We start from the raw sequence: 15,118 nt of genomic DNA on the forward strand, positions 1-15,118 counted from the left end.
TAATGTCGCATAACTCACCCCCGTCCCTTATTTTCCACTGGGTGTCAAGTCCTTTTCCGAATTGGCGTTAAAGAGACCTTTTGCTAGGGCGCAGGGCCAGCGGCAGGTATCCCCCAATTGCCAGCGCGATGAGCACCGACCAGATGAGCAAGGCCGTACTGTAGTTGCTCAGCCCCAGCACCACCCCCATGCCCCACTGGAGCAAGAACACCCCCATAAAACCCATAAAGTTGATGGCGGTGACGGCCCGTCCGGTGAGTTCGGTGGGGAAGGTCAGGCGGGCCTGAGCCAGGCTGAGGATGTTAAAAGCGCCGGTAAAGCCCATCAGTGCGTAAGTTATGTAGATGCCCCAGAGCGGCATCTGGGGCCACAGGGCCAGCAGCAAGGGCCCCAGGGTGAAGGCGATACTGGCCGAGAGCAGCACCCGCGGCAGGCCCCAGCGGTCGGCCAGGGGGCCGCACAGCAAAAAGCCCAGCAGGGCGGCCAGCGAGAAGGTGAAGAGGATACTGCCCACCTCGAGGCTCCCCATACCCCGCACCTTGAACAAAAAGTCGCCGCCCCACAGGGTCTGCCAGGCCAAAAACCCACCCCCCAACATGAAGTTGAGCCAGCCCATGCGCCAGAACAGGCCGCTCTGCCAGATCAGGGTGGCGTTGCCGCCCTGGGCGCTGCGGGGTAGCGCCATGCCCCTGGGGGCGTTGCGTACCCCCAGCGCCACCACCAGGGCCACCAGCACAATCACCAGCGCGCCCCACTCGAACACCGCCCGCCAGCCTATTTGCTCCTTGAGCCAGGCCAGGGGGCTCGAGGCCGCAATGGCCCCCGAGGCGCCCAGGGCCACATACAGGCTGCTGATGCTGGCATAACGCTGGGCCGGAAACCACAGCGAAAAAGCCTTCAAAGCGCCCATCAACGCTGCCGCAAAGCCGATGCCCAGGAGCGCTCGCCCCAGCGAAAGGGTGAAGAAGTCCTGCGCCGAGGCGAAGACGAGGGCCCCCGTAGCCCCCAACAGCATGAGGGCCGGGTGCACGAAGCGTGGGCCGAAGCGGTCGAGCAGGGAGCCCAGGGGTAGTTGGGCTACAGCAAAGGTCAGGTAGAACAGGCTGGTCATCAGGCCCAGCTCTGCCGAAGTAAGGCCCAGGTCGCGCCTTAAATCGGGCGAGATAACCGCGTTGGTAGCACGGAAAAAGTAGGACAGAAAGTAGGCCAGAAGCAGAATTATGAAAACCCGAGAGGCAGCCGACATGTCCAGTATCCTACCCCTATGAAAGCCAATGTGACTTCTACACTATGGCTCGAGCTCCTGGGCGGCCTTCTGGTGGCGCTGGGGGTACTCCTGGCCTGGCTGGCCTTCACCCTGGCCCACCAGACCCTGGACCCCAACCTGGAGAAAAACCTGCTGCGCATCCGGCTCGACCTTCCGGGTTTTCTGGACGGGGTGGCCCGCCATCTTTCGGTCGCGGGGGCCTGGATGGCGGGGGTGGGGGCCGTGCTCTTTTTTGGGGCCAGCTACCTGGTGCTGGTCTTCCGGGTGGTGTTGGGCCTGGCCGCTTTGTTCGCCTTAGGGGTCTGGGTGTGGCTGGCGCTGGGTTAGTTGGCGGGGGCCACCCGGCAAAATGAACCCTCTGCCCTAAACAACCGGCCCTAAATGGGCTACCCTGGTTACATGGCCATCGTTACACCCCAAGCCATTCGCCAGGACTTCCCGCTTTTGTTGCACCACCCCGACCTGGTCTACCTCAACTCGGCGGCCACCAGCCAGAAGCCCGAAGTGGTAATTGAAGCTGTCGCGCGCTATTACCGCGAACTCAACGCCAGCGTGCACCGGGGGGCCTACACCCTTTCAGCCCAGGCCAGCGAGGCCTACGACCAGGCCCGCCGCACCCTGGCCCGCTTCATCGGGGCCGACGAGCGCGAGATTATTTTCGTGCGCAACACCACCGAGGCCCTTAACCTGGTGGCCTACGCCTGGGGCCTGCACAACCTGCGGCCCGGTGACGAAATTCTCCTGACCGAGATGGAGCACCACGCCAACCTGGTGCCCTGGCACCTGGTCTGCGAGCGCACCGGGGCCAGGATCAAAGCCATTCCGCTAGGGCCGGATGGCCGCCTGGAGCTAGCGGCCCTGGACTCGCTGCTCTCCCAGCGGGTTAAGCTGGTGAGCCTGATGCACGTCTCCAACGTGCTGGGCACCGTCAACCCGGTGGCCCAGATTGCCCAGGCGGCCAAAGCTGTGGGGGCCTTGGTGGTGGTGGACGGGGCCCAGTCGGCGCCCCACATGCCCATAGATGTGCGGGCTTTAGGAGCCGATTTCTACGCATTTTCCGGGCACAAGATGCTGGGGCCTACCGGCATAGGGGTGCTCTGGGGGCGCTACGAGGTGCTGGAAACCCTGGCCCCTTTTCTGGGCGGAGGCAGCATGATTCGGGAGGTCTTTGTCGACCGTTCCACCTACGCCCAGCCCCCCCAGCGCTTCGAGGCCGGAACCCCGGCAGTGGCCGAGGCGGTTGGGCTGGCTAAAGCGGTGGAATACCTGCAGAACCTGGGCATGGACAGGGTATGGCAACACGAGCTCGAGCTGGCCGCCTACGCCCTAAAGCGCCTGGACGAGGAACTGCCGGAGGTGCGTACCTTTGGCCCCCGCGGCCCCGACCGGGGCGGGGTGATCCCTTTTGTGCTGGGCGGTATCCATGCCCACGACGTGGCCACCGCCCTCGACCAGTACGGTATTGCCGTGCGGGCTGGACACCACTGTGCCCAACCCCTGCACCGCAAACTAGGGGTTCCTGCAACGGTGCGGGCCAGTTTTTATGTCTACACCACCACCGAAGACGTGGATCGCTTTATTGAGGCCCTGAAGAAAGTGCGGGACTTTTTCAAAGACTGGCTCTGAGAATGCCTGGCAAATGGATTTCCAGGAGATGGTATTACAATGGTTTTGATGAGCCTTTTGGATGAGCTGTACAAAGAGATCATCCTGCGCCACTACAAGTCGCCGCACAACTATGGGCCGCTGGAGACGGCCAACGTGCGGGTGATGGGCGACAACCCTTCCTGTGGCGATCAGATTGAGTTGCAGGTAGAGACCGATGGTGAGCAAATAGTCAACCTGCGCTTTCGTGGGCAGGGCTGTGCCATTTCGCAGGCTTCGGCCTCGCTGATGACCGACCTGGTCAAGGGCAAAACCTGGGAGCAGGCCCTGGCGCTGGAACAGCAGTTCAAGGCCATGATTGTGGACGGGGCTGCCCCCACCCCCGAGCTAGGCGACCTGGCCGCGCTGTCCGGGGTACACAAGCTAGCAGCCAGGGTCAAGTGTGCCACCCTGGCCTGGAATGCCCTGGAACAAGCGGCCCATCAAGCGGGTGCGGTGTCTCGAGCGCCAAACGCATAGCCCAGGCTGATCACCCTGGGCTTTTGCTGAGGTTCGTTTCTAACCAAGCAGGGTGCTGAAGTCGTTGAAATCGGCGCGAAAACCGCCGGGTACGCCCTTGGCGATGACCGAGACCGCGTCGTGGGAGTGCAGGCTTTCGAGGTGCGAGCAAGCCACCTGGAAGTCGTGGATCCGCCTGTCGGCCTCGAGCTGCTCGTAAAGCAGCCGGGCGGCATCCTCCACAAACTTCACGTAGGCCCCGTTCAGCTCGGCAAAGGCCTGTTCGTCCTCACGCTTGACCATGACCTGGGTCTCGGTCTTGAGGGCCTGGCGGGCGTGCTGAATCAGGTCTTCCAGGTGCACTGAGGTATCGGGGGCGACCTCCACCTTGATGCGGGCCTTGGAGCGCTGGCTGTGGGGAATGGCATACACCCCGCGGTGGTCGCGGGCGTGCTCGGCCAGCTCGGCCGAGCAGGGGCAGGCCGAGGAGTAGACGAAGTCCAGCTCTATAAAGCGCCGCAGGCTTCCGTTTTCTTCGATGGCGGCTTCGTAGCTGCCGCTGTAGTACTGGTAGCCTTCTAGGCCCGAACGCAGGGCCGATACCAGCATGGGGTAGTTGAAGGCCACCTTGACCCGGGCGGTCAGGCTGCCCAGCTCGCGGCGGTAGTCCTCTACCACCTGGGCCAGGGTATCCAGGCTGAAGACCGCGTCTTTGTGGGTATAAAAGCTGCGGATAATCCGGCTCATGTTGATGCCCTTGAGGTCGGCCTGGAGGGAAACCGTGCCGGTGACACGGGCCTCGAGGGTCAGGGCTTCACCTCTAGGGGTCGCAAACCTGAGCGGCAGCCGGAAGCCCGAGATGCCTACCTGCTGGATGGCCACGTTGGCCCCTTCGACCGAGTCCACAGTCTCGGTCATGTCGGGCAGGCTGGCTTTGTAGGCGGGGTCGGGCTGAAATTGATGGTCGTAATGGCGGGTAATGATGGGTTCCGCGCCGTCGGTATTGCGAAACAGGTAGGCTTTTTTGCCGCCGTTTTTGTCGAGTTTGGAGGGGGGAATATCGAGGATTTGCTTATTGTCGTAGCTAAGCAAGGGTGTCTCCTTTTTCGTCAGCAACCTCGAGCAGTCTGACGGGTGTTTCAAGCGAAGGGAACCTCTTGAGTAGCATCCTGAACCACTTCCCTTCATCCCGGTTCAGGAACCAATGTCAGTTTAGAACAACTGCATGGCTACAGCATGCCACCTTATACATAAACTGAACGTAACCTGGACACTTGTTTTTCCTGGGGTATGTGTGCAGGGGCGCGAACCACAGCAGTAAAATCCCGTCCCGCAGGGGTCTTGGATCTGAATGCTAGAGATTCCACCCACCCGCAACCTCCACAACCTGACCGGTGAGGTAGCCGCTATTTTCTTCCACAAAAAACTGAACCGCTCGAGCCAGCTCCTCCAGATTAGCCAGGCGACCCATAGGAATTTCGGCCAGCGGCTTGGAGATCGAGTTTTCGGCCACCCCCGGTGAGACCACGTTCACCGTGATGCCCCGGGGTGCAAGGCGCTGGGCCAGCGACTTGCTGTAGATAATCAGGCCAGTTTTGGCGATAACGTAGGGCGTAATATCCGGGCGGGCCAGCAGGTTCTGCGCCCCGGCGAACCCGATGTTAACCACCCGCCCATAGCCGCTCTGGCTCAGGTAGGGGAGGGCAGCCTGGGTCAGATAAAACGGCGCGTTGAGGTTGGAGTCGATCATCCGCTGCCATTCTTCGGGGGAGACCTCGTCAATGGGTTTTTTGAGGTAGTCGCCTACGTTGTTGACCAGCACCTGCAGGCCCCCCAGCTGCTCGGCCACCGCAGCGACGAGCGCCTGTGCTTGATGAGGCTCGGTAACGTCGGCTTGTGCCTTGATGGCCCGAACCCCCAGCCGCTCGGCTTCCTGGCGGGTTTGTTCGGCCTCGAGGGCACTGGTGTGGTAGTGCACGGCCACATCAAAACCCCGCTGGGCCAGCGCCAGCACGATGGCCCGCCCAATCCCCTTGGCCGAGCCGGTAACCAGGGCCACTTTGCTCATGCTGCCCCCTGGCCCATGTACGCCTCCAGCAGGGTGCGGGTGATGCGGTTCAGGGGATAGCTGAGCGCTTCTTCTGGGCGAACCCAGGCCCACTCCACAATTTCTTCGTTGGGGTGGATTTCTTCACTTGAACACTGAGCAAAGTAGTTGACGAACAAAAAGTGCATGGGTTTGTAAAACTGTGGGTCAAACACCCCCTCCAGCAACAGGGCATAGCGGATGTTGAAGAGCTCGAGGCCGACCTCTTCCCGGAACTCTCGCCGCAATGCCGCTTCCAGGGACTCGCCCCACTCAATCTTGCCCCCCGGCACGCCCCATAAGCCCTGCCATTTGCTGGTTTTGACTATCAGTACTTTGCCTGAGGGGCTGCCAACCAGGGCGCCCACGGTGGGGATAGGGTATTGATACTCCATAAACGCTGCAATCAGATTACAGCCAATGCTAAGAGTAAAAGGTGCTCGAGGCTAGCGTGAGCGGCTGACGCCGAGCCTCTCGGCGAAGCCTTCGAGGGCTTTTTCGATGCGTGCCACCCGACGCTTGTCTGGCTCTTGCTCCCAGAAGACTCGCCTCACCTCCAGTTGTTTGTTCTTTCTGTCCAGACGGGCATCTAAACGCCCCACGAGGTGCTCGCCCTCCAGGATGGGCAAAACATACGGGCCATAAGTGCGTCTATGCTCGGGTACGTAGATTTCCCATTTGTAGTCGAAGCCCCACAAATCCAGAACGCGTTCGCGCCGCCAAAGTAGGTTATCGAGTGGGGAGAGGAAGTAGACCCTGGGCGAGACTATGGCATTTTGCAGAGCCGCCAGAAGCGGGATTAACTGAGACCAAAGATAATAAGTCCGCCGGAGTTTTGCATCCTTAATATCGAGTGGAACAATATGCCCGGCTTTGCTTAGCCGTGCGAGTTCGCTTTTGCGCTCCCCCACGGACCAGTTGTGCCAGCCAAGGCGTGGATCTGAAGCATCTACCACGCCATATGCACGGATGAACTTGAGCAACAAACCCTGCCTTGATTCCGCGCTTTCGGCCCCCCCGCGACGGACAGTTGTGGGCAACCAATCGCTTGTCAGGGCAAAATATCGTTCCTCATTTGCGCGCTGAGCGACCACAAGCTCCCCAGCTTCCCATAGGTGCTCGATGGCCTGTGAAGTGGCCTTATGGGTGAATCCCCAGTAGCCAAGGACTCGCTTACCGGTATCGAGAAGCCGAGCAGGCAGTGGATCTTTTTGGGTTAGCCGCTCTTTGATATAGGCCACGGCCTGGAAGATTTCCGTATTGTAAGCATCTGTATTGTGTCGGTGGCGGCTTTGGAGGGTATGCTCGAGTCTCCAGTGTTCACGTCGCCACTCGAACAGAGGCCAGTCCTCGATGGGCATAACGCAGCGGGCTTGTGCCCAATATTCAAAAACCAGCTTTTGCGGGTATAAAGCTTCCAGAAAAGCCGTTTTGTAGTCTTCAACGCGATTCAAAAATACCAGATGATGATTGCGTTCCACCACAGCTACCGGATCGAGCTGAACGGCTTCCAATTTCTTGAGTACCTCGAGCGTGCCCGACACTCCCTGGTAAAGTTCGTTCCAGGGCACCCCCTCGGTGAATGCGCCTTGTCCACCGCGCCAGCGAAGCAAACCCTGCTGAGCCAGGATCAGCTTTCGCAAGGTTGAGGTTGTGGTAGCAATAGGCTGCATGGTTGCTGTGGGTTCAAGGATTATGAAGGGCGTGCTAGTTCTTCAACTCCTTATAGACCGCATAAACCCGCCCACCTTTGGGGTAGGCCTCGAGGCCATACAGCACCCTATGGTTGGGCAAAGTGGTCTTGGCTTTTTGCGGCAAGCCGGTTTCGAACGCTATAACTAAGGGGTCATCTCGGCGGAAGCCGGTGCCACGGCTCACCCGGTCGAAGATGCGCGGATGCCTGGCGCTGAAATAGACCCGCAGGGGTTTGTTGCCGGCCATCAGCACAATGGAGGGAACGGGGCCGCGCTCGGCCAGCGCAATGATGACCACTTCTTCCGATACCTGATGCAGCTCGGCCAGTTCGGGCACCAGCTTTGGGCTCTGGCCTTTTTTGGCAATGGCAGCTTCTACCACCTGACCGGGAAGCAGCATCTCGGCAGCCCCCAGGTTGCACAGGGCCTCGAGCTCTCTTTCCAGCTCCTGGCCTTGGTAGGCTTCGTGCAGGTCGGAGAGCAGGTCGTCGTCCTGTTGAATCAAGACGTGCATTACCTCGTGCGCCAGGGTAAAACGCTGGCGCCGGGGGGGCGAGTCCTGGTCAATCAGAATATGATTCTGTCCCGGTACCAGCGCCCCAAACCGGCCCTCCGGCAGCTTGCCGTAGGAGAGGCTCGCACCAATGCCCCCGGCCAGGCGCTCGGGCGTGAGGGGGGCGTGGGCTTTGCGGAAGTCCTGCGCCAGTTCGATTACCCTGGGTCTGAGGTCTAGCGGCATTTTTCTCCTAACGGTATTCTCCCGCTATAGGCATAGCGCCAGGCTACTTGATGGCTACAAATATCGAAACCCGCTGGGTATTTTCGTACACTTCATAATCGAAAGTATAGGCCCTTGTCGGGGTACTGGGCTGCTGGAAATAGGCCCGGATTTGCTGCCAGGCTTGCCTGACCAATTCTGGCCTGGAACCCAGCACCGTAAACATCAAGTACCGTCCCCCCGGAATGCTGAGCCCGCTCAGGCCGGGTGGGACATCGTCCTGTCCCAGTACCTGGTAGCCCAGCAGCACCGAGAAAGGGCCCTGCTCGCTTTCGTAGCTGTGGTAAACCACAAAGGGCTTTCCTTTGGCCAGGCGCTTAGGTATCTGCAGCTCGAGCTCCCCGCTTTCGATTTTGCTCCAGAGCGGAGGAATCCGGGCGGTCTGGGGGTTTTGCTCCAGGGCCAGGCTGGTGCGAACTGCATAACCCGCCACAAAAAAGCCAGACTCCTTGGTACGTACAGGTTGCTCCATAACCCTATTATGGCCGGCTGTAAGCTAAACGATTGCACTGAGCTGGCACACGCAACTGCACCAGGGGGTCAGATAGCAAGCGAGTCGGGTCAAAAAAAAGATGATGACAGGAAGCCATCATCTTTCGGATTGGTTTCAATCTGGCGTTTTAGGCCAAAAACCGCTTTAGCCTTCCAGCACCCGCTTGAGGTGCAGGAAAATTTCGTACCAGTCGCGCTTAGACTCCGGACGCTTGCCCCGCAGCTCGATGCGGGCCAGGGTGCGCTGCCACTCGGGTGTAATTTCTGCCCCAAGCTGGGGGTCGGCGATGAGTTCGGCCAGTCCCTTCGGCAACGAGGCTTCGGTGCGCTCGCCGTAGAAGTCTACCGGGGCCAGCAGGTCGTTGACCGAGACGTTGTAGGAGTTGGCCAGGGTTTGCAGGGTGTCGAGGGAAGGGTTGGTACGGCCCCGCTCGAGGTCGGACAGGTAGGGCACGGAAAGCCCACTTTTCAGGGATAAATCTTTTAGACGCCAACCCTGTTGGGTGCGCAGTTCGCGAAGACGTTCAGCTAGTGTCATGTTTCTGACGGTAGCATAAAAGTTTTATACGGTCAAGACGTAATGTCCCCTTATGGGTATTGCGTTATGCAGATAGATTATGCTAATATCATAACGGGAGGCGGACGTATGAACATCAGCGAAATTGTTTGGAAGTCCGTGGGGCGTGGTGCGGTACACCCCAGCGAAGTGCTTAATGTCCTTATTGAACTGGACAACCGCAAGGGCCAGATTGGGTTGTGGGCCCTGGAAAACGAGCTGCGCGCCAAAATACCCCTGCTTCGCCCCACGGCCCAGCCCCTGGCTAAAGCCTGGCTCGAGGCCACCATCCAGTACCGCACGACCTACTACCCCGAGGGCCGCCTGTCTCGGATGTTTAACCGCTTTAGTCTGCCCGAACGAGAATCCTTTCCAATTGCAAGCTAGCGTGTGGTTTTTTTGCCGGAAGCAGAATCTGCTCAGCCGGGTGGGGTGATTATGTTTTCTGCCTTTTTTTGGGAAATAGAAGCCAGGTATCGGCAACAACGCTTACTCGAGGAAACCGTGGGGATTGGCCCCACCGTTCCAAAAGCTGTACAGGAGGCCCGCATGATGCAACTCGCTCAGCAAGCCCAGGTTTCGGTGGTGGAGAATACCTGCTGTGTATCCGCTTATATCTTCGTTTCATGCGCCCAGCCTAAGCGCATTGTGCGGGCCCTGAGCCGCCTGCCAGGGGTGGTCAAGGCCGATGCCTTGCTGGGAGCTTCCGAGGCGGTGCTGGTGGTGGAGCAGCACAACTTCGAAGCGCTGCAAACCCTTCTGACCGAGGTGCAGTCTACCCCAGGGGTCAAGAAGATTTCGGTAAAGCTGGCGGCCTAGAAAGCCGACTAAATCTGACCTCGCAACAGGCCGACGGGTCTGTGCGACGCGCAAGGAGATGCAAAATGCCCACCATCGTACCCAACCTATGGTTCGATAAAGAAGCCAAAGAAGCCGCCGCTTTCTATTGCAGTGCAATTCCAGATTCCAAAATAAATAGCTCGGTTGTCCTGCGTGATACGCCCTCGGGCGACTGCGACCTGGTCTCGTTTGAGCTGGCGGGCCAGCCCTTTATGGCCATCAGCGCGGGGCCGTTGTTCAAGTTTAACCCCTCCACCTCGTTTATCCTCAACTTTGACCCTTCCCAGGGGCGTACCCCTCAAGACCTCGAGGCCCTGTGGAACCAGCTCCTGCCGGGAGGCAGCGTGCTGATGCCGCTGGCCGCATACCCCTTTGCCCCCCTCTTCGGCTGGGTGCAAGACCGGTATGGGCTTTCCTGGCAGCTCATCCTCTCCAATCCTAGCGGTGAAGCGCGTCCTTTCATCACCCCCGCGCTGCTGTTTGTGGGTGAGGTGTGTGGCAGGGCCGAGGAAGCTCAGGACTTCTATGTATCGGTGTTCGCCAATGCGCGGCGGGGAACAGCCATGCGGTATCCGGCGGGCGCGGAGCCCGAGCGAGAAGGCACCCTGATGTATAGCGATTTCATGTTGGAGGGCCAGTGGTTTGCCGCCATGGACAGCGCCCAGCCGCACAACTTTGCCTTCAACGAAGCCATCTCGTTCATGGTTTATTGCGACTCCCAGGCCGAGATTGACCATTACTGGACCCAGCTCTCGGCGGTACCGGAAGCAGAACAGTGCGGTTGGCTCAAGGACAAATACGGCCTGAGCTGGCAAATTGTGCCAAGGGCCCTGGGGCGCATGCTGCAAGACCCCGACCCAGATCGGGTAAACCGGGTTAACCAGGCCGTGCTTCAGATGAAAAAGCTCGACTTGGCCGAGTTGCAAAGGGCCTACGCTTGATGTGAACCCCACCTGAAGCTTTCTGTTTGGGTCAAAACCAACTGGATGTAAGTGCAGCGCTTGACGGCACTTCAGGTGGTGGCCCAGCAGAAAGAACGAATCAAGAACCTTTCTTATGAGCGGTTTGTGAACCCGTTTAGCAAACCGGGGCGATCTGCAGGTCATCCCCCACTTTTGAGGTAGCCTATGCAGGTGAAGATGCTGGCGTGTATCCCAGTCGTACCCAGCCGCGACGTGCAGGAGTCGCTGCGGTTTTATCAGACCTATCTGGGCTTCCAGGACCCCTTTACCTGGGGCGAGAACCCGGTCGAGTACGGCGGGTTGAGCCGGGATGGGCTGCGGCTGCACTTCTACCTCGAGCCCAACCCCCAGGTGGGCCAGAACTATGTCTTGCGGCTGGAGGTAGACGAGGTAGATTTGCTCTATGTGGCCTGCGAGGCGGCGGGCCTTGTGCATCCCAACGGCAAGCTGGAAAACAAGCCCTGGGGTACGCGCGAGTTTACCGTCCTCGACCCTTCAGGTGTGGCCATTCGGGTCTACCAGGAGCTCACGGGATAACCCGCTCTTTGGGGGCCTCGAGCAAAGCCTTGCCGAGGGCTTCGCCGGGTTTGCCCTCGCCCCGGTAGGCTTCGGGTTCTTTTTCAATCCAGACGTAGCCCTTGCTGTGAAACTGCAGGCTGCGGAAGCCCTGGGCGAAGGTGGCTTCGATGAGCTGGCCCAGTGAGCCCACCTCGAGGCCCTTTTCTTGCAGCGCCTCGAGCAATTCAGGCGGTAGATCGGGCTCGAAGCCCTGCTGTGCGGAAAGCTGCTGGTAGGCGGGCTCGCGCTGCTCCATGGTGCCGCCTTGGGCAAAGTACCGCTCCAACACCCTGTACCAGTCGCCGCTCTTGGTGATGGGGGCCATTGCGGTGTAGGCCTGCTCGAGGGCTTCCGGGCTATAGTCGTGGTACTGGTTTTCGTGCACCACCAGCCCGCGGGGCAGGCGTGGGCGGGGGGCGGGGGTTTCGTCGGGCACACCCACACACAGCCCGGCCACCGGCACCACCCCCTGCGGCAGTCCACACAGCGCCCTAATTTCCCTTATGCCGTTCAGCACCCCTCCAATCCACACAATGCCGTAGCCCAGACTCTCGGCCATGGTGGCCAGGGCGCTTCCGGCCAGTACGGCATCGGTAATGGCAAAGTGCAGCGCGGTGCGGGGCCAGCGCCCAAACACCCCGCCCCGGTGCTCGACCAGCCGGCGCAGGCGGTAGACGTCGGCCAGAATCAAAAAGAACTCGGCGCAGGTCTCGATGTGGGGGTTGCTGCCGGAGTGGCTACTTACCTTGCGCCTTAGCTCGGGGTCGCTGATGCGCAGCAGGCTGTACATCTGGGCGGTGGCGTCGGTGGGGGCTCGCTGGGCGGCAAAGAGAATTTTGTCCAGGTCGCCTTCGCGTAAGGGCTCGGGTTTGAACTTGCGCACGCTGGCGCGCTGTCGGTACAGGGTGTAAAGGTCGTTCACAGGGTTAGCCTATCGTCTGGCAGTGGGTTTAACTGTGGCGCCGCTCTTAAGGCTTCTTTTCCATGCAGATGCTCAAGGGGTCTTCAAAGTAGGGGCCAAAGGGGGGGATGCGCCGAAAGCCGAAACTCCGATACAAGGCGATGGCTTCGGTCTGGAACACCCCGGTCTCGAGGCGAAGCACCTGGATGCCGTGCTCGGCGGCGTAGGCTTCCAGATGGGCCAGCAGTTGTTTTCCCACACCCCGACCGCGAAATTCCGGGCGCACGTACATGCGCTTGATTTCGGCGTATTCGCTGCCAAAAAGCTGCACCCCACCACAGCCTGCCGCCTGCTCCTCGAGGTATGCCACAAAAAACGCGACCCTTTGCTGGATTAGCTTTTCTACGCTGTAGCCGTGGCGGCTTTGCGGGGGGTAGTGGGGTTTCAGGACTGCATCCAGCTCTGCGATCAGGGCGCTAGCCACAGCGCTGTCGGGTCGCTCGGACTGGATGCGTAGGTGCATGCCCTAGCTTAGCGCTTCGATGCCGGGGAGGGTACCGAGCTCCAAGAGCTCGAGGCTGGCCCCCCCGCCGGTGGACACGTGGCTGAACTTATCCGCCACACCTAGCTTGTTGGCCGCCGCTACCGAGTCACCCCCGCCAATTACAGTAAAAGCCCCTTCCAGCCGGGCAATGGCCTCGCCCACGGCCAGGGTTCCCTTGGCAAAGTCGTCAATTTCAAAAACGCCCATGGGCCCGTTCCACAACACAGTCTTGGCGCCTTGTAGAGCTTGGGCAAAAGCATTAGCGCTCTCAGGCCCGATGTCCAGCCCCATCCAGTCGGGTTCAATGGCATGGGCGGGCATGATGCGGGTAGGGGCCCCCGCCTCGATTTTTTGCGCGGCCACCACATCGGTGGGCAGTAGCAGTGTTACCCCCAGGTCGGCGGCTTTTTTGAGCAGATTGCGGGCCAGATCCAGTTTGTCGTCCTCCACCAGGCTCTTACCCACCTGCCCCCCCTGGGCCTTGATGAAGGTGAAGGCCATGGCCCCACCGATCACCATGCCGGTTACCCTGGGCAAGAGGTTCTCGATCACCCCAATCTTGTCCGAGACCTTGGCCCCGCCCAGCACCACCCAGTAGGGCTTTTCGGGGTTGTGTAGCACCCTGCCGATGCTTTCAACCTCCTTTTCCATCAGGAAGCCCGCATAGCTCGGCAAAAACTGGGCCACGCCGGTTACCGAGGCATGGGCCCGGTGGGCCGAACCGAAGGCGTCGAGCACAAAGGCATCGCCCAGACGTGCGAACTTTCTTGCCAGGGCTTCGTCGTTTTTCTCTTCGCCGGGCTCGAAGCGCACATTGTCCAGCAGAATTACCGATCCAGGGGGGGCAGCCTGGACACGCTTTAGGGTCGCATCGCTGGCAGGTGTGAGTTCGGGTGAGCCCCCAACGAAAATAACCGGCTTGCCCAGGTGCTTTTCCAGCACCGGGGCTACGGGGGCCAGGCTGCTGGCCTCTTCGAATCCACCCTTGGGACGCCCCAGGTGCGAGAACAGTATCAGCGTAGCGCCCTGTTCCAAGAGGTGTTTTAGCGTCGGGATGGCCGCCACCACCCGGGTCTCGTCCTTGACCTTGCCTTCCTTGATGGGCACGTTGAAATCAACGCGCACCAGCACGCGCTTGCCGGCTGCATTGAAGTCTTTTAGTGTTCGCACGGTTTACCTCCTGGCAAACCCCCTCTCCCGGGCAGGAGAGGGGTGGGGTGAGGGAAATACTCACAGCCTCTTGCCGATGTACTCGGCCAGGTCGGCCACGCGGCAGCTATAGCCCCACTCGTTGTCGTACCAGCTCACCACCTTGACCAGGTTGCCCACCACCAGGGTGTCGAGGGCGCTAAAAATGGAGGAGTGGGGGTCGCCCTTGAGGTCGCTGCTGACCAGGGGTTCCTCGGTGTAGGCCAGGATGCCCTTCATGGGGCCTTCGGCAGCTCTCTTCATGGCGGCGTTGATCTCTTCCTTGCTGGCTTCTTTGTTCAGAACAGCGGTGAAGTCCACCACCGAGACCGTGCTGGTGGGCACGCGGAAGGCCATCCCGCCGAATTTGCCCTTCAGCTCAGGTATCACCAGCCCCACCGCTTTGGCCGCGCCGGTCTCGCTGGGCACGATGTTGAGGGCCGCCGCGCGGGCATCGCGGGGGTCGTCCTTTACCGCGTCCACCAGGCTTTGGCTGGCGGTGTAGGCGTGCACGGTGGTCAGAATGCCCTTTTCGATGCCAAAGTTATCGTTGAGCACCTTGGCTACCGGGGCCAGGCCGTTGGTGGTGCAGCTGGCGTTGGAGATGACGTGGTGCTGGGTGGGGTCGTACATGTGTTCGTTGACCCCCATCACCACCGTGAGCATCTCGCCCTTGCCGGGGGCGCTGATGATCACTTTCTTGGCGCCGGCCTTGAGGTGGGCTTCGGCGGCCTCGAGCTTGGTAAAGCGCCCGGTGGACTCAATCACAATATCGGCCCCAATCTCACCCCAGGGTAGGTTGGCCGGGTCTTTTTCCTCGTATACCCGGATGGTCTTGCCGTTCACGGTGATGTTTTTTTCGTCGTAACTGACGGTTCCGGGAAAGCGGCCGTAGTTGGAGTCGTATTTGAAGAGATGGGCCAGAATGGCGTTGTCCGAAAGGTCGTTGATGCCCACCACTTCCACGCCGCGCTCCTGCAGAATCCGGAACACCTGGCGGCCAATACGCCCGAAACCGTTGATGCCTACTTTCATATAGTCCTCCTGTTGGGGTTAAACGCCGGATAGCTTCCGCGCTCCGCTGGATACTATAACCCAAGTTGCTACCTACAAAACGCTGGCCAGACGCTTGAAGTTGTGGGCAAAGAT

Annotated in this window: 19 protein-coding genes; 7 read left to right on the plus strand and 12 right to left on the minus strand. The window is 60.1% G+C overall.

Translation table 11 applies throughout. From position 1 onward, the window contains the following. Nucleotides 1-67: 67 nt before the first annotated feature. Nucleotides 68-1,246 carry an MFS transporter gene (locus ABWU19_RS11200; RefSeq protein WP_435901767.1) on the minus strand — a complete coding sequence of 393 codons (1,179 nt, stop codon included), beginning with the start codon at nt 1,244-1,246 and terminating at the stop codon, nt 68-70. Nucleotides 1,247-1,264: 18 nt separating this feature from the next. On the opposite strand from ABWU19_RS11200, the gene ABWU19_RS11205 reads away from it, so the two are divergent. The 3 genes from ABWU19_RS11205 to sufU are packed head-to-tail and all read left to right on the plus strand — an operon-like array spanning nt 1,265 to nt 3,391. Continuing rightward, entirely contained in the window at nt 1,265-1,594 is a 330-nt protein-coding gene (locus ABWU19_RS11205) for a hypothetical protein (protein ID WP_435901768.1), read from the plus strand. Nucleotides 1,595-1,648: 54 nt separating this feature from the next. Beyond that, nucleotides 1,649-2,893 carry an aminotransferase class V-fold PLP-dependent enzyme gene (locus ABWU19_RS11210; RefSeq protein WP_435901769.1) on the plus strand — a complete coding sequence of 415 codons (1,245 nt, stop codon included), beginning with the start codon at nt 1,649-1,651 and terminating at the stop codon, nt 2,891-2,893. Between the two features lie 48 nt (nt 2,894-2,941). Next, nucleotides 2,942-3,391 carry a Fe-S cluster assembly sulfur transfer protein SufU gene (sufU, locus tag ABWU19_RS11215; RefSeq protein WP_435901770.1) on the plus strand — a complete coding sequence of 150 codons (450 nt, stop codon included), beginning with the start codon at nt 2,942-2,944 and terminating at the stop codon, nt 3,389-3,391. 39 nt (nt 3,392-3,430) lie between these two features. Here sufU and folE2 read toward each other — a convergent pair whose 3' ends face one another. The 7 genes from folE2 to ABWU19_RS11250 form a co-directional block, all read right to left on the minus strand. Further along, a complete protein-coding gene (gene folE2 / locus ABWU19_RS11220; RefSeq protein ID WP_435901771.1) occupies nt 3,431-4,462 on the minus strand; it encodes a GTP cyclohydrolase FolE2 in 1,032 nt (343 codons plus the stop codon). 262 nt (nt 4,463-4,724) lie between these two features. Then, complete coding sequence (gene tmpR, locus ABWU19_RS11225) at nt 4,725-5,438, minus strand: bifunctional dihydropteridine reductase/dihydrofolate reductase TmpR (protein WP_435901772.1); 714 nt, start codon at nt 5,436-5,438, stop codon at nt 4,725-4,727. Then, the gene (locus ABWU19_RS11230) at nt 5,435-5,851 is read right to left on the minus strand and encodes an NUDIX domain-containing protein (protein ID WP_435901773.1); all 417 of its coding nucleotides are present in this window, start codon (nt 5,849-5,851) and stop codon (nt 5,435-5,437) included. The genes tmpR and ABWU19_RS11230 overlap by 4 nt, the downstream gene beginning before the upstream one ends. Nucleotides 5,852-5,902: 51 nt before the next feature. Then, entirely contained in the window at nt 5,903-7,099 is a 1,197-nt protein-coding gene (locus ABWU19_RS11235) for a DNA glycosylase AlkZ-like family protein (protein ID WP_435901774.1), read from the minus strand. A gap of 64 nt (nt 7,100-7,163) precedes the next feature. Beyond that, the gene (locus tag ABWU19_RS11240) at nt 7,164-7,889 is read right to left on the minus strand and encodes an ImmA/IrrE family metallo-endopeptidase (protein ID WP_435901775.1); all 726 of its coding nucleotides are present in this window, start codon (nt 7,887-7,889) and stop codon (nt 7,164-7,166) included. 43 nt (nt 7,890-7,932) lie between these two features. Then, nucleotides 7,933-8,400 (minus strand): GyrI-like domain-containing protein, encoded by a 468-nt coding sequence (locus ABWU19_RS11245; RefSeq protein WP_435901776.1) that lies wholly within the window; start codon nt 8,398-8,400, stop codon nt 7,933-7,935. Between the two features lie 165 nt (nt 8,401-8,565). Beyond that, nucleotides 8,566-8,958, minus strand: a complete 393-nt coding sequence (locus ABWU19_RS11250; protein ID WP_027876196.1) for a helix-turn-helix domain-containing protein — start codon at nt 8,956-8,958, stop codon at nt 8,566-8,568. Between the two features lie 108 nt (nt 8,959-9,066). Between ABWU19_RS11250 and ABWU19_RS11255 the strand changes: the two genes are divergently transcribed. From ABWU19_RS11255 to ABWU19_RS11270, 4 genes are all read left to right on the plus strand, one after another. Beyond that, nucleotides 9,067-9,363, plus strand: a complete 297-nt coding sequence (locus tag ABWU19_RS11255; protein ID WP_435901777.1) for a hypothetical protein — start codon at nt 9,067-9,069, stop codon at nt 9,361-9,363. 51 nt (nt 9,364-9,414) lie between these two features. Continuing rightward, on the plus strand, nt 9,415-9,795 hold the full coding sequence (locus tag ABWU19_RS11260; RefSeq protein WP_435901778.1) for an Lrp/AsnC ligand binding domain-containing protein: 381 nt from the start codon (nt 9,415-9,417) through the stop codon (nt 9,793-9,795). Nucleotides 9,796-9,860: 65 nt separating this feature from the next. After that, nucleotides 9,861-10,757: a VOC family protein gene (locus ABWU19_RS11265; protein WP_435901779.1), complete on the plus strand. Its 897-nt coding sequence runs from the start codon at nt 9,861-9,863 to the stop codon at nt 10,755-10,757. Between the two features lie 198 nt (nt 10,758-10,955). Beyond that, entirely contained in the window at nt 10,956-11,315 is a 360-nt protein-coding gene (locus ABWU19_RS11270; protein WP_435901784.1) for a bleomycin resistance protein, read from the plus strand. On the opposite strand, the gene ABWU19_RS11275 is transcribed toward ABWU19_RS11270, so the two are convergent. From ABWU19_RS11275 to gap, 4 genes are read right to left on the minus strand one after another with little or no spacing between them, the layout of a single operon-like run. Continuing rightward, nucleotides 11,305-12,258: a nitroreductase family protein gene (locus ABWU19_RS11275; protein WP_435901780.1), complete on the minus strand. Its 954-nt coding sequence runs from the start codon at nt 12,256-12,258 to the stop codon at nt 11,305-11,307. The two genes, ABWU19_RS11270 and ABWU19_RS11275, sit on opposite strands and share 11 nt — an antisense overlap. Before the next feature lie 46 nt (nt 12,259-12,304). Continuing rightward, the gene (locus ABWU19_RS11280) at nt 12,305-12,760 is read right to left on the minus strand and encodes a GNAT family N-acetyltransferase (RefSeq protein ID WP_435901781.1); all 456 of its coding nucleotides are present in this window, start codon (nt 12,758-12,760) and stop codon (nt 12,305-12,307) included. 3 nt (nt 12,761-12,763) lie between these two features. Beyond that, complete coding sequence (locus ABWU19_RS11285) at nt 12,764-13,951, minus strand: phosphoglycerate kinase (protein WP_435901782.1); 1,188 nt, start codon at nt 13,949-13,951, stop codon at nt 12,764-12,766. A 60-nt stretch (nt 13,952-14,011) separates the two neighbouring features. After that, nucleotides 14,012-15,004 (minus strand): type I glyceraldehyde-3-phosphate dehydrogenase, encoded by a 993-nt coding sequence (gene gap, locus ABWU19_RS11290; RefSeq protein ID WP_435901783.1) that lies wholly within the window; start codon nt 15,002-15,004, stop codon nt 14,012-14,014. Nucleotides 15,005-15,118: the final 114 nt, after the last annotated feature.

Source organism: Meiothermus cerbereus, assembly GCF_051297115.1.
Taxonomy (GTDB): domain Bacteria; phylum Deinococcota; class Deinococci; order Deinococcales; family Thermaceae; genus Meiothermus; species Meiothermus cerbereus_A.

Bases quoted from the DNA above. Each gene is read 5' to 3' on its own strand.
- ABWU19_RS11200 (WP_435901767.1), bottom strand. From the start codon at position 1,246: ATGTCGGCTGCCTCTCGGGTTTTCATAATTCTGCTTCTGGCCTACTTT.
- ABWU19_RS11205 (WP_435901768.1), top strand. From the start codon at position 1,265: ATGAAAGCCAATGTGACTTCTACACTATGGCTCGAGCTCCTGGGCGGC.
- ABWU19_RS11210 (WP_435901769.1), top strand. From the start codon at position 1,649: ATGGGCTACCCTGGTTACATGGCCATCGTTACACCCCAAGCCATTCGC.
- sufU (WP_435901770.1), top strand. From the start codon at position 2,942: ATGAGCCTTTTGGATGAGCTGTACAAAGAGATCATCCTGCGCCACTAC.
- tmpR (WP_435901772.1), bottom strand. From the start codon at position 5,438: ATGAGCAAAGTGGCCCTGGTTACCGGCTCGGCCAAGGGGATTGGGCGG.
- ABWU19_RS11230 (WP_435901773.1), bottom strand. From the start codon at position 5,851: ATGGAGTATCAATACCCTATCCCCACCGTGGGCGCCCTGGTTGGCAGC.
- ABWU19_RS11240 (WP_435901775.1), bottom strand. From the start codon at position 7,889: ATGCCGCTAGACCTCAGACCCAGGGTAATCGAACTGGCGCAGGACTTC.
- ABWU19_RS11245 (WP_435901776.1), bottom strand. From the start codon at position 8,400: ATGGAGCAACCTGTACGTACCAAGGAGTCTGGCTTTTTTGTGGCGGGT.
- ABWU19_RS11250 (WP_027876196.1), bottom strand. From the start codon at position 8,958: ATGACACTAGCTGAACGTCTTCGCGAACTGCGCACCCAACAGGGTTGG.
- ABWU19_RS11255 (WP_435901777.1), top strand. From the start codon at position 9,067: ATGAACATCAGCGAAATTGTTTGGAAGTCCGTGGGGCGTGGTGCGGTA.
- ABWU19_RS11260 (WP_435901778.1), top strand. From the start codon at position 9,415: ATGTTTTCTGCCTTTTTTTGGGAAATAGAAGCCAGGTATCGGCAACAA.
- ABWU19_RS11265 (WP_435901779.1), top strand. From the start codon at position 9,861: ATGCCCACCATCGTACCCAACCTATGGTTCGATAAAGAAGCCAAAGAA.
- ABWU19_RS11270 (WP_435901784.1), top strand. From the start codon at position 10,956: ATGCTGGCGTGTATCCCAGTCGTACCCAGCCGCGACGTGCAGGAGTCG.
- ABWU19_RS11280 (WP_435901781.1), bottom strand. From the start codon at position 12,760: ATGCACCTACGCATCCAGTCCGAGCGACCCGACAGCGCTGTGGCTAGC.
- gap (WP_435901783.1), bottom strand. From the start codon at position 15,004: ATGAAAGTAGGCATCAACGGTTTCGGGCGTATTGGCCGCCAGGTGTTC.